The following is a 12702-nucleotide window of genomic DNA, read 5'->3' as shown; positions in this document are numbered from 1 at the left end:
CGTTTAATTTCGGTACTACTCCGCATACGCAATTGTTGCTATGCTCAGCTTTAATCCCGGTACTTTTAATAGTTCTATCCCGCAAGCTTCTAAGGTAGATCCGGTGGTGATAATATCGTCAACCAGCAAAACATGTTTCCCGGCCAACTTATCTGTATCGGCTACTGCAAAAACTTCCTGCATGTTCTGGAACCTGGCAAAGCGTGATCTATGGGTTTGTGTATCCGTAGCAACCGTCCTGATCAAATTATCAATTTCTATAACGGCGTTTAACTTATCGGCCAACCCTTCGGCAAAGCAGGCGCTTTGGTTATATCCGCGCGATTTCATCCGCTTTTTGTGAAGTGGTACAGGGATGATGTAATCAACAGTAGCAAACACTGTGCTCTGCATTAACTGCTTACCTGCTATATTGCCCAGCTTGTTACCGATGCGTTGCATCCCATTGTACTTAAACTCGTGCACCATATTTTGCACTTTGCCGCCTTTGTTGAAATAGTAAAGGGCATAGGCTGCTTCAATATTCAGCTTTCCCCAAAATTGCTGCGCAACAATATTATCCGGCTGTTGATGAAAATTGGTAAAAGGCAGATTATACAGGCAATCGGTACACAAAACATCCTCGTTGGCCATCAAACTGGCGTGGCATGCCGGGCAAAGCTGCGGGAATATTAGCGACACAAAATCGGCTAGGTAAGTGCGTAGGGCTTGCATGGGATTAAGGTAGGCAGAAATTTTTAATTAGTCCAATAGTTTACTCATCCCATCTCGATAGCTATAGCGAATACTTCGCTGGTTGACCCTCTCTGCTTCGCTGCGCGGAAAAAAGGTAAAGCTCGTTTAAAAAACAACCCCCTTTTTGCGAAGCAGAGAGGGGGTAAGGGATGAGTTAACTCACCAATATCTTAAAAAAGGCTCTTACGCTTTCGCTACTTCCTTTTCGGTCTCGTTGATAGCCAACTGCCCGCAAGCGGCGTCAATATCTTTACCACGGCTGCGGCGCAGGTTGGTGTTAATACCCTGGCCGCGCAGGTAATCGGCAAAGGCTTCTACCTTATCTTCTCCTGCATTAACAAATGCAGCCATCGAGATAGGGTTGTACTCAATTATATTAACCTTACAAGGCAGGTGCTTGCAAAAACGGGCAAGTTCCATAGCATCTAGTATATTGTCATTTACGCCGTCGAAAATAATGTACTCGTAGGTAACGGCGTTTTTGGTTTTGGCGTAGTAATATTTAAGGGCGTCGGCTAATGCCTTTAACGAGTTTTGCTCGTTTATTGGCATTATGGCGTTGCGTTTCTCGTCGTTAGCGGCGTGCAGCGAAAGGGCCAGATTGAACTTGACCTGATCATCGCCAAGTTTGCGGATCATTTTTGCAATGCCTGCGGTTGATACGGTAATGCGTTTAGGCGACATATTCAAACCATCCTCGGATGTAATGCGCTCTATCGATTTCATCACATTAGCATAATTAAGCAGAGGTTCGCCCATGCCCATGTACACAATGTTTGATAACGGGATGCCGTAATTTTCTCGGGCCTGTTTATCTATGAGCACTACCTGGTCGTAAATTTCGTCGGGATTAAGGTTACGTTTACGCTCCATATATCCTGTAGCGCAAAATTTACAAGTAAGGCTGCAACCCACTTGTGATGACACACAGGCCGTCATTCTATCGGTTGTTGGAATTAAAACACCTTCAATTAGGTGTGTATCATGTAATATAAAAGAATTTTTTATAGTTTTATCAGCACTAACTTGCGAAGTATGTATTTTAACATCGTTAATTACAAATTTCTCATCAAGTTTTGTACGAAGTTCTTTTGAAATATTGCTCATAGCGTCAAAAGATATGCATGATTTTTCCCAAAGCCATTCATAAACCTGCTTAGCTCTAAAGCCCTTTTCATCCATGCTGATGAATTGCTGCTGTAAGGCTTCGAGGCTTAGGCTGCGGATATCTATTTTATCTTTTTTGTTATTCACAATGCAAAAGTACTTAAATTTAAAAATTCTGTTCTTTTTTTAAAGTCATTCTTTTCTAACATTAAAAACAGTAACTAAAAGTTAATTGTGATTGCTATGAATTGGGTTTAAAAAAACATGCTGATGCTAAGTTATATTTAATGAAAATTTTTAAAGCCGATTACGTTTTTCCTGTTTATGCCGATCCGATAAAGAATGGAATTGTTACTGTGGATGATACCGGAAAGATCATCTCAGTTACCGACGATACAAATCCCCCCACATCAGACACCCCCATTGAACACCTTAGCGGTATAATTGTACCAGGTTTTATCAACACCCATTGCCATACCGAGCTTTCGCACATGAAAGACAAAATAGCTGCAGGCGGCGGATTGATAGATTTTATAAAAGATATTTTATCATTTAGGACAGCCGACCAGGCGGAGGTAATTGCCGCCGCTGAAGCCGCCGACCAACAGATGTATGATAATGGCATTGTGGCAGTTGGCGATATTTCTAACACCAGCCTTACCGCGCCCTTAAAAGTAAAAAGCAAGCTTTACTACCACACGTTTATTGAAATCCTGGGTTTTTTGCCCAACAAAGCCGACGAACTTTTTGAAAAAGCGCTTTTAACCGCTGATGAGTTTAAGCCGCAGCCCACCTCAATAACCGCGCATGCGCCTTACTCAGTTTCTAAGGAACTGTTTAAACTGATCAAAAAACACAGCGATGCAGGCCCAAACCTACTAAGTATCCATAACCAGGAGTGCGAGGACGAGAATAAATTTTACCGCTATAAATTGGGCGGCTTTATTGATCTATACAAACACCTAGGGGTTGATATAGGCTATTTTAGGCCTCAGGCGCGTAATTCGCTGCAATCTATTATTCCGCTGTTAACCAACAGGCAAAAGATATTGCTGGTTCATAATACCTGCACCAATCTTAAAGATATTTACTTCATCAAACGGTTCGACCAGAAGATAAACTGGTGCTTTTGCCCAAATGCAAACCTGTATATCGAAAAACGCCTTCCTAAAATTGACCTTTTTTTAAACCAGGGATTGAACATTACCCTTGGTACCGATAGTCTTGCATCAAACGATAAGCTTTGTATTTTAAGCGAGATGCATACGCTGCAGCAAAACTTCCCAAGCTTGAGTATCGATACCCTGCTGGAATGGGGAACTATCAACGGCGCCAAATTTCTGGGCATTGATGGTGATAAAGGAACTATTGAAGCCGGTAAAACCCCGGGACTTAACTTGCTTACCGGTATGGGCGGCTTTAAACTTACCCCCGATACCAAGGTAAAAAAATTGATTTAATTTGAAAATGAGATTATTTGAAGATGGATTTCTTATTTTAGATAATAACTAAGTAATTTGAAAATCATTGGAGAGGCAATTTTCAAATTAAGTAATTTTCAAATAATGACAAAACATCTGGATATAACGGTTAAGGGCAAAGTGCAGGGCGTATCTTTCAGGGCGGGTGCAAAGGCCGTTGCCGACCAGCTTGGCGTGCGTGGCTTTGTAAGTAACGAGCCTAATGGCGATGTGTTTATTGCCGCCGAAGCCGAGAATATGATGATGGATATGTTCCTGGAGTGGTGCCACGAAGGTGCCGAGTATGCCATTGTAGACAGCGTTGAGGCGCATGAGGGCGAATTGAAAAACTATCGTAATTTTGAGATCGTTAAAAAGCGTTTATAAATCTTTTAACCTTTCCTAATTGTCAACAGCTAAAAAATTTGCCGGGCAAACTGCGGTTTATGGGTTAAGCACCATAGCGGGGCGTGTACTTAGTTTTTTCCTTACCCCGGTATACACCCGTGCCTACTCGGCCAAGGTATACGGTATATTTGGTAACTTATACAGCTACGCATCAATGCTGAATGCCTTGCTGGCCTTTGGTATGGAAACCACCTTTTTCAGGTATCTGAACAAAAGGCCGGATGATAAACAGCTGGTATACAATAATTCTTTCGGAGCAATACTTTCCATTTCGGCGGTATTTTTATTGCTTACCTTTCCGTTTGCCGGCCTAATTACCGGTTGGATCAGGATAGACTCCAGCACACCCTTTGCAGAATACATCCTGTACACAAAATATTTTATCGGGATCCTTATAATTGATGCGCTTTGCGTAATACCGTTCGCCAAGATCCGTGCCGAAGGGCGCCCAGGCAGATACGGACTGGTCAAATTTTTAAACATCGTAATATTTGTAGGCTTAAACCTGATGTTTATATACGGGTTGCCTTTAGTTATAAAACACAATCTGCCGGGTACGGCGTGGCTAAACACATGGTATCAAAAAGGTTGGTTGGGCTATGTATTCCTGTCGAACCTTATTGCAAGTGTAGCCACCATGCTAATGCTGCTGCCCGAATTTTTAAAATTGAGGCCTAAATTTAGCAGGGAGTTATTTGTAGAGATGCTGGTATACAGCTGGCCTGTACTCATCGCCAACTTTTCTTACCTGGTAAATGAAAACCTCGACAAGATCTTGCTGGGTAAGTTATTGCCTGTTAACGAGAGTGCCACCCAGGTTGGTATTTACACCGCCTGTGCCAAGATCTCTATCTTCCTCAGCATTTTTGTAAATGCTTTTAGATTAGGTGCCGAACCTTTCTTTTTTAGCCATGCTAAAAATAAAAACGCTACTCAAACGTACGCCCGTATCATGAATTATTTTGTGATAGCCGTATGCTTGATATTTGTTGCCCTGGTTGCAAACATAGAGATATTGAAGTTTTTTATAAAGGGTAAAGATGCCGCGCAGGCAGCGGTTTACTGGTCGGGTATTAAGGTTATCCCGGTATTGCTGTTTGGCTATGTAAGCCTGGGTATTTACATGAACCTATCCGTATGGTATAAACTTACCGATCAAACAAAATACGGTCTTTACATATCCGGTGTAGGCGCTTTGGTAACAATAGTGCTTAATGTTATTTTCATCCCAAGCTACGGATATATCGCTTCGGCGTGGATCTCGCTTACAGCTTACAGCAGCATGATGGTGCTGTCCTACATTTGGGGTCAAAAAAATTATCCTATCCCATACAACTTAAAAAAGAACCTTGCGTATATCATTATATCGGCAGTGCTCGTTTATCTGTCGTTCTCGGTATTTAAACGAAATATCTTTATTGGTAACGGGCTTTTAATTTTATTTGGATTAGGCGCCCTCTATACCGAAAGGAACGAACTAAAAACTATATTTAACAGGCAATAGCAAACGCATTGCATCGGGTATGAAAAAAGCGGCAGCATTTATATTATTTACGGCGATAAGCTTAACCGGGTTTGCGCAAAACAAACCGGGCAAGAGTAAAGCTGCTGTAATAATCGCTGCCCGCCCCATGACCAATGCCGATAGCGGGATGGTTAAGCAACTATTCTTTTCGGCCCTGCGCGAAAAAACAGTGGATAACCCAAAACTGGCTACCGAACTTTTTAACCGTATCCTGCAGATAGACCCTACCAATGATGCCACCATGTTTGAACTGGCCAACCTGGAGAAGGCGCAGAACAATATACCCGCGCAACAAAACTTGTTGGAACGCGCCGTTACGGTTAACCCCAACAACGAGTGGTATTGGATAGCCCTTGCCGGCACTTACGAAAAGAGCAACGACCTTAATAAACTGGTGAACGTTTTTAATGAGCTTATCCGCCTTAACCCCGATAAATCTGATTACTACTACGACAAGGCTAACGCCATGTTCCTGCAAAAACGGTATGATGAGGCTTTAAAACTCTACGACAAAGTTGAACAAATTGACGGGTCTAACGAGGAGTTACTGGTAAACCGACAAAAAATATACATCCGCCAGGGCGATGTTAAAAAAGCGGCTGCTTCTTTAGAAGAGCTGATAGCGGCTAACCCAACGCAGGTGAAATATTACCTCATGCAGGCCGAGGTTTATAATTCTAACGGCTTAAATGATAAAGCGCTGGCTACCCTGCAAAAAGCAAAAGCCATCGATCCTAAAAATGGTACCATCCATTTGGCGCTTGCCGATATTTACCGCGAACAAAATAAACCCGAAGCCAGCTACGATGAACTGGAGATAGCTTTCGCTATCCCCGACCTGGACATTGACCAAAAGATAAGGATCATATTAGGTTATGTGCCAAAATTCCCCGAGCCAAATGCAAGGGCAAGCGCGCTTGAACTAAGCCGTATTTTAACCCTAGCGCATCCAACTAACAGTAAAGCTTATGCCATGTATGGCGATATGCTGCTGCAAAGCGAGAAAATAGCCGAAGCCAAAACCGCTTACAAAAAAGCCGTTAGTTTAGATAACCAAGCCTACAATGTGCAGGAGCAACTGGTAAGGATAGACCTTGGTGAGAACGACCTGGATGCTGCTATAAAAGATGGTGAAAGTTCGTTGTCGTTCTTCCCTAACCAATCGTGGATGAATTATATGGTGGGCATTGCCTGGCAGCAAAAGCACGATTATAACAAAGCGATAAGTTATCTTAAAAATGCCGTGGCGTTAGAAACGCAGGACAAAGATCTGCTTACTCAAGGTTACTCTGCACTTGGCGATTGCTACCATTCTATCAACGATAATAAAGCATCAGACAGCGCTTACGAAAAAGCCATCGCCATAAACCCTGATAATGCTTTCACGCTGAACAATTATGCCTACTATTTGTCGTTAAGGAATGAGCGTTTAGAAAGCGCGGCGCTAATGTCCAAGCATAGTAACAACTTGCAGCCCAACACGGCATCGTTCGAAGATACATATGCCTGGATCTTGTTTAAGCAGAAAAATTATGCCGATGCTAAACTTTGGATAGAAAAATCGCTCATACATGATAAAGGCGATAGCGCCGTAAAAACAGAACATTATGGCGATATCCTGTTTTTGCTGGGTGATACCAATGCCGCGGTACAAAACTGGACTAAAGCCAAAATGCAGGGCTCAAAATCGCCGGTATTAGATCGTAAGATAAATGAAAAGAAATACATTGAATAAAATAGCCGTTGTTTTTTGCCTTATAGCGCTTGTAGCCTGTAAGTCGAAAAAACTGGTTGTTGTTAACCGCCCCACCACGGTAGATTCTGCCGCTATTAATAAAGAGAACAGTGTAAAAGCAAGGCTGGCAGCTATCCGTTCAAAGCAGGTATCGTTCAACACCTTTTCCGGCAAGGCAAAAACCAAGCTGGATATCAACGGCAACAGTAATGATGTTACGCTAAATATCCGCGTAGCACGAGATCAAAAGATTTGGATCTCTATAACCGCCATCATAGGCATCGAGGTTGCCCGCGCGCAAATAACCCCCGATAGTATTATAGTGGTTAACCGCCTGCAAAGCGTATATCTTAAAAAGCCTTTTAGCTATGTATACACTTATGCAAGCAGGCAAATAAACTTTAAAACATTGCAGTCACTGCTGGTTGGTAATGCAATGCCCGAACTGTTAAATAATATAGGCGATTTTCAGCCAGAGGGTAATAATACGGCACTTAGTGGCACCCTGCAGGATTTGCTTTATAAACTATTGCTTGGCCCGGATCTGAAGGTTACGCAAACCAACCTAAACAACAAGTTTGGAGGGCAATCGCTACAGGTGGCAAATAAGGTTTTTATCCAGGCAGACAACCGGGTAATACCTTCGCAGATAGATATTTCGTCGATGGCGGGTGATAAAAAGATCCAGGTAAACCTGCGTTACACACAGGCCGAGTTTGATAAGCAGCTCGAATATCCTTTTAGTGTCCCAAAAAGTTACGAACCTGCTAATTAAATTATATTTTTGGTGGATGAAGTTTTTTAGAGCCGCATTATTTTTTGTTTTGATGCTTGCAGCCTCGGGCGTATTTGCACAAAGCAGTGCCGAGCTAAAACGCAGGCGCGATAAATTGACCGATGAACTGGATCATTTAAATCGTGAATTTGATGAAACCAAGAATAATAAAAAGGTATCTTTAAAACAGCTTAACATTCTTAAAGCTCAAATAAACCTGCGCGAAGAGAAGATAACCAACATCAACTCCGAAGTAAGAAATTTAGATAATCAAATCTCTGAGAGCAATAACACCGTACATAGTTTGCAAAACCAGTTAGACCAGCTTAAGAAAGAATACGCCGGCATGGTATTGTTTGCATATCGTAACCAAAGCGCCTATAATAAGCTAATGTTTATTTTTGCAGCAAAAGACTTTAACCAGGCTTACAGGCGTTTAAAGTATTTACAGCAGTTTGGCACTTATCGTGAGCGACAGGCTGGTTACATACAAGGCACTCAAAAGGACCTGCATGTGAAAATTGTGGAACTTGATAAGGATAAGAAAGAGAAAAATAACCTGCTGCAAAGCCAGGAGAAAGAAAAAAAAGAGTTAGGTAAAGCCAAAAACAACCAGGTAAAAGTAATTACCGACCTGAGCAAGCACCAGGGCGAGCTGAAAACGCAGCAGCGCGATGTGCAGAAAAGGTTGGCACGTAACAGGCAAGAAATTGTTAATACTATTAGAAGAGAAATAGAAGAGGCAAGGCGCAAGGCCGAAGCAGAAGCGAGGGAAGCAGCAAGGATAGCCGCGGCGAAAGCCAAGGCAGAAAACCGCGAGGTAGTTGCACCAACCAAAAAAGCGATAACAAAAACGTCGACAAACAGCGAGGTGCTGAACTCGACGCCGGAGGCAGCTAAACTGAGTAACGACTTTTTAGGTAACAAAGGACGCCTGCCGTGGCCGGTTGCTACAGGGCAGTTGGTACATGGTTTCGGTACTTATAATGACGACGGTATCCGTAACGAAAGTAATGGTTACGAGATAAGGACCAACACCGGCGCACCTGTAAGGGCTGTATTTGAAGGCGAGGTAAAAACAATTATGGATATTAGTGGTACTTACCTTGTTATTATTAAACATGGCGAGTATTTTACCGCTTATCAAAATTTAAGAACGGTAAACGTTTCTAAAGGGCAAAAGGTAAGTACAAAACAAATGCTGGGTACTGTTGCGCTTGACCCTTCGACAGGTGACGCGACAACCATATTTACACTGTCAAAAAGTTCAACCTTTGTTGACCCAAGGTTATGGCTCGCTCCTAATTGATTTCTAATCTCGTGCAATACGTAATTGTGTATATTTGTAATCTTAAATTAATATGATGTTAAATTCAGTTCTATTATTTTTAAATATAGGTAGCGGCGAAATGGTAGTGATTGTTTTTGCTGCATTACTGCTTTTTGGTGGCAAAAAGCTGCCTGAAATTGCACGCGGCCTTGGTAAAGGTATCCGCGATTTTAAGGATGCGTCTGAAGATGTAAAGCGCGAGATAAACAACCAGATAAATAATTACGAAGAAAAGAAAACTGAAAAAGCTGCTGAGATTGAAGCGGCAGCTGAGGAAGTTAAAACGGAAGAAGCACATAAAACAACCGAAGAAGTGCCTGAGCATGGTTACGAACCGGTAGCGGGTACAATACCGGCTTTTAGGGGCCATGGTGCACCTGCCAGCACTGAGCATTCAGAAGGTGCAATAATAAAGGAAATTGCCGAAGATGCTACATTTGAGCACAATGCCGAAGCAAAGCCGGCGGCAGAAACGGCACACAGTACTATCAATTTAACCAAAACAGAAGAAGAGCCGGTTAAAAGGGTAGTTGAGAAAGAGCATAAATAACAACAAAAATATTTAACATTACATAAAACTTAAAAATCATGGGTGGATTAGGCGCACCAGAGATCATTTTGATCATCGTTGCAATTTTAATTATGTTCGGTGGTAAAAAAATACCTGAACTAATGAAAGGTTTAGGCCGAGGCGTTAAAGAATTTAAAGACGCGCAGAACGGCGAAACCACTGCAAACACAAACACTACTACAACAGAAGATAAACCTAAGGTTTAATTTTCTGCCATTTATTGCTGCAGCTAACCTTAGCTGTTTAAACGTATAAACTTATCTGTTGAAATTGTTATGCTTCAACGGATAAGTTTTTTATTTTAGGCCCATGGCTAAAAACTATACCGCTTACACAGAAATTAAGAGCGGGTTGAACAGTGGGGAGATCACAGCTGAAAGCCTGGTAAAAGGCTACCTTCAGCAAATACAGCAAAACGCACATCTTAACGTTTTTAATGAGGTTTTTGATACCGAAGCGCTTACTGCTGCAAAAGAAGTTGACGCAAAAATAAGTAATGGTACCGCCGGCAAACTGGCCGGTATGGTTATCGCTATAAAGGATAATATTTGTTACAAGGGGCATAAAGTAACCGCCTCATCAAAAATTTTAGAAAATTTCACGTCAATATATTCATCAACCGTAGTGGAGCGCTTGCTGGCAGAGGATGCCATCATAATAGGCCGCGCCAACTGTGATGAGTTTGCCATGGGAGCCGCTAACGAAAACTCGTTTTTTGGCCCGGTAAAAAACTTTGCTGATGAAACCCGCGTATCGGGTGGTTCATCGGGTGGCTCGGCAGTTGCTGTACAGGCTGGTATGTGCCATGCGGCTATCGGTACAGATACCGGTGGCTCGGTTAGGCAACCGGCCGCCTTTTGTGGAGTTATTGGCTTAAAGCCGACTTATGGGCGTATCTCACGCCATGGTATCATTAGCTATGCTTCATCTTTCGACCAGGTTGGTCCAATTACCAAATCAGTATCAGATGCTGCGCTGCTATTAGAGGTTTTGGCAGGTGCCGATGAATTTGATGGTACGGTATCGCATCAACCCGTACCCGAGGCTAAGAACCTGAAAAAGGAAACAGGTAAAAAGAAGATCGCCTACATGCAGGAGGCCTTATCAAGCCCCGGTGTGGATGCCGAGGTAAAAGTCACACTTACTAAGTATATCGAGAAGTTGCGTGCCGATGGGCATACCGTAAAGCCTATCTTGTTTGAGCATCTGGATTACCTGGTGCCAACCTACTATATTTTAGCCATGGCCGAGGCTTCATCAAACCTTGCCCGGTATGATGGTGTACATTATGGCTACCGTAGCCCTAATGCCACCGATTTGGAATCGACCTACAAGTTAAGCCGTTCCGAAGGGTTTGGTAAAGAGGTTAAGCGCCGTATTATGCTGGGTACGTTTGTGCTGAGTGCCGGTTATTACGATGCCTACTACGCCAAAGCCCAAAAGGTTCGCAGACTGATACAGGATAAAACCAATGAGATCTTAAAAGAGTTCGATTTTATACTAACCCCAACCGCGCCCGAACCTGCGTTTGCCATCGGCGTAAATGAAAAAGACCCCGTGGTAACTTACCTGCATGATATTTTTACGGTTCAAGCATCGCTTTCGGGGATGCCCGCTATATCGCTTCCGGCAGGCAATAATGGAAAAGGTTTGCCGTTAGGTTTACAATTATTAACCAAGAGTTTTGGCGAACAGCAACTGTTAAATTTCTCGGAATATTTCCTGCAACTATAGAAATTTAATACATTAGTAAATAACTGTAAAGCCCATCGCGGCAGATGGCTAACCCTAAAATATGAAGAGACTGTTTACTTTTATTATTTGTGCATTATTCCTACAAGTAGTTAAAGCAAATATCAAAACCGAGTTTGCCATAGAGGCAGAAATGGTTCAGCAGGACACAAATGTGTTGCTCACGGTGATACAAGCGCCGGTGTATATCTACAAAAACAATATTATTAAACGCCGGCTGGATACCATTCAAAAGGAAGTGTCTTTAGATTATAACGGCTATGTGCAGGCTTACATAGATAATTATGTGCGTCGTAAAGATGAAATGGGCCGTATGATAGGCCTTTCTAAATACTATTTCCCTATCTACGAAAAGGCTTTTCAGGATGCCGGTATCCCCGACGAAATCAAATACCTGTCAATAGTTGAATCGGCGCTTAATCCGAATGCGATTTCACGGGTTGGTGCGGCTGGCCCATGGCAGTTCATGTCAGAAACGGCCAAGATCTACGGGCTTGCCATGACGGATTACGTTGATGACCGACGCGACCCTGTACGCGCAAGCAACGCCGCTGCCGAATACCTTAAAGATGCCTACCAGCAATTTGGTGACTGGCTTTTAGCCATAGCATCATACAACTGTGGTAAAAGTAATGTGGAACATGCACTGGAGAAAACAGGCACGCACGACTATTGGTCGATACGTGAACTGTTACCTCCCGAAACCCGTGGTTATGTACCGGCATTTATCGCTATAAATTATGTAATGAAATATCACAAGTATCATCATATAGTACTACAAACCAGCGATTTGGCTATCATAACCGATACCGTTATGGTGAACAAATTCGTGTCGTTAAGTCGGGTAGCTCAGGCTTTGGGAATGACTTTAAAAGATATTTGTACGCTGAACCCATCGTACCGCCAGCAGTTGGTGAATGGTACGGCGGCTATTCCGCGCAAAATTGTGATACCGGTGGTGAACGAGGAAAGGCTGTCCATTTTAAGGGATGCCATTGCTGACTTGTCGGCGCCTACCCGTACGCCAAAACCTATCCAGTACGTGGCGATCCCTACTCCTGTGCAGGCATCTGCTGCCGCTACAACAAACACAGTAAACGGTGTTGCGCCAGCCATTTATATAACAAAAAAAGGGGATACCCTTGCCAATATAGCAACTAAGTACAATGTTAAAATTGGCGATCTGCTGCAATGGAATAAAACTTTAGGCACCAATACCACCCTGCCACTTTTGCCGGGATTAGCCGTTAATATAGGCAGGGGATAGATAGATTTTTAATGAAGCCCGGTTTTGATGCATTTCG

12 protein-coding genes are annotated in these 12702 nt (G+C 42.8%); 10 read left to right on the top strand and 2 right to left on the bottom strand.

Annotated elements, in window-relative coordinates:
- Positions 1–15: 15 nt before the first annotated feature.
- Together RHM67_RS20290 and rlmN are read right to left on the bottom strand one after the other, a co-directional pair.
- Positions 16–714 (bottom strand): ComF family protein, encoded by a 699-nt coding sequence (locus RHM67_RS20290; protein WP_322229237.1) that lies wholly within the window; start codon positions 712–714, stop codon positions 16–18.
- Between the two features lie 204 nt (positions 715–918).
- Positions 919–1989 carry a 23S rRNA (adenine(2503)-C(2))-methyltransferase RlmN gene (rlmN, locus tag RHM67_RS20285; RefSeq protein ID WP_322229236.1) on the bottom strand — a complete coding sequence of 357 codons (1071 nt, stop codon included), beginning with the start codon at positions 1987–1989 and terminating at the stop codon, positions 919–921.
- Between the two features lie 140 nt (positions 1990–2129).
- On the opposite strand from rlmN, the gene RHM67_RS20280 reads away from it, so the two are divergent.
- From RHM67_RS20280 to RHM67_RS20235, 10 genes are all read left to right on the top strand, one after another.
- Entirely contained in the window at positions 2130–3302 is a 1173-nt protein-coding gene (locus RHM67_RS20280) for an amidohydrolase family protein (protein WP_322229234.1), read from the top strand.
- A gap of 105 nt (positions 3303–3407) precedes the next feature.
- The gene (locus RHM67_RS20275) at positions 3408–3689 is read left to right on the top strand and encodes an acylphosphatase (RefSeq protein ID WP_322229232.1); all 282 of its coding nucleotides are present in this window, start codon (positions 3408–3410) and stop codon (positions 3687–3689) included.
- A 19-nt stretch (positions 3690–3708) separates the two neighbouring features.
- Positions 3709–5214 (top strand): lipopolysaccharide biosynthesis protein, encoded by a 1506-nt coding sequence (locus tag RHM67_RS20270; RefSeq protein ID WP_322229230.1) that lies wholly within the window; start codon positions 3709–3711, stop codon positions 5212–5214.
- A gap of 19 nt (positions 5215–5233) precedes the next feature.
- Complete coding sequence (locus RHM67_RS20265) at positions 5234–6970, top strand: tetratricopeptide repeat protein (protein ID WP_322229227.1); 1737 nt, start codon at positions 5234–5236, stop codon at positions 6968–6970.
- Positions 6948–7745, top strand: coding sequence for a DUF4292 domain-containing protein (locus tag RHM67_RS20260; RefSeq protein WP_322229224.1), 798 nt, complete (start codon positions 6948–6950; stop codon positions 7743–7745). The genes RHM67_RS20265 and RHM67_RS20260 overlap by 23 nt, the downstream gene beginning before the upstream one ends.
- Before the next feature lie 16 nt (positions 7746–7761).
- Positions 7762–9054, top strand: coding sequence for a murein hydrolase activator EnvC family protein (locus RHM67_RS20255; RefSeq protein WP_322229222.1), 1293 nt, complete (start codon positions 7762–7764; stop codon positions 9052–9054).
- Positions 9055–9106: 52 nt separating this feature from the next.
- Positions 9107–9625 carry a Sec-independent protein translocase subunit TatA/TatB gene (locus RHM67_RS20250; RefSeq protein ID WP_322229219.1) on the top strand — a complete coding sequence of 173 codons (519 nt, stop codon included), beginning with the start codon at positions 9107–9109 and terminating at the stop codon, positions 9623–9625.
- 38 nt (positions 9626–9663) lie between these two features.
- Positions 9664–9852 carry a twin-arginine translocase TatA/TatE family subunit gene (tatA, locus tag RHM67_RS20245; RefSeq protein WP_252759340.1) on the top strand — a complete coding sequence of 63 codons (189 nt, stop codon included), beginning with the start codon at positions 9664–9666 and terminating at the stop codon, positions 9850–9852.
- A gap of 103 nt (positions 9853–9955) precedes the next feature.
- Positions 9956–11380, top strand: coding sequence for an Asp-tRNA(Asn)/Glu-tRNA(Gln) amidotransferase subunit GatA (gene gatA / locus RHM67_RS20240; RefSeq protein ID WP_322229216.1), 1425 nt, complete (start codon positions 9956–9958; stop codon positions 11378–11380).
- A gap of 61 nt (positions 11381–11441) precedes the next feature.
- The gene (locus tag RHM67_RS20235) at positions 11442–12665 is read left to right on the top strand and encodes a lytic transglycosylase domain-containing protein (protein ID WP_322229214.1); all 1224 of its coding nucleotides are present in this window, start codon (positions 11442–11444) and stop codon (positions 12663–12665) included.
- The last annotated feature ends 37 nt before the right edge of the window (positions 12666–12702 follow it).

The organism is Mucilaginibacter sp. 5C4 (assembly GCF_034345625.1).
GTDB classification, from domain to species: Bacteria; Bacteroidota; Bacteroidia; order Sphingobacteriales; family Sphingobacteriaceae; genus Mucilaginibacter; species Mucilaginibacter aurantiaciroseus.
This window is presented reverse-complemented; position numbering and strand designations above follow the sequence as displayed.

Excerpts from the sequence above, each read along its gene's own strand:
- RHM67_RS20260 (WP_322229224.1), top strand. The coding sequence starts at position 6,948 with ATGAAAAGAAATACATTGAATAAAATAGCCGTTGTTTTTTGCCTTATA.
- RHM67_RS20275 (WP_322229232.1), top strand. The coding sequence starts at position 3,408 with ATGACAAAACATCTGGATATAACGGTTAAGGGCAAAGTGCAGGGCGTA.
- RHM67_RS20235 (WP_322229214.1), top strand. The coding sequence starts at position 11,442 with ATGAAGAGACTGTTTACTTTTATTATTTGTGCATTATTCCTACAAGTA.
- RHM67_RS20290 (WP_322229237.1), bottom strand. The coding sequence starts at position 714 with ATGCAAGCCCTACGCACTTACCTAGCCGATTTTGTGTCGCTAATATTC.
- gatA (WP_322229216.1), top strand. The coding sequence starts at position 9,956 with ATGGCTAAAAACTATACCGCTTACACAGAAATTAAGAGCGGGTTGAAC.
- RHM67_RS20280 (WP_322229234.1), top strand. The coding sequence starts at position 2,130 with ATGAAAATTTTTAAAGCCGATTACGTTTTTCCTGTTTATGCCGATCCG.
- RHM67_RS20250 (WP_322229219.1), top strand. The coding sequence starts at position 9,107 with ATGATGTTAAATTCAGTTCTATTATTTTTAAATATAGGTAGCGGCGAA.
- RHM67_RS20265 (WP_322229227.1), top strand. The coding sequence starts at position 5,234 with ATGAAAAAAGCGGCAGCATTTATATTATTTACGGCGATAAGCTTAACC.
- RHM67_RS20255 (WP_322229222.1), top strand. The coding sequence starts at position 7,762 with ATGAAGTTTTTTAGAGCCGCATTATTTTTTGTTTTGATGCTTGCAGCC.
- tatA (WP_252759340.1), top strand. The coding sequence starts at position 9,664 with ATGGGTGGATTAGGCGCACCAGAGATCATTTTGATCATCGTTGCAATT.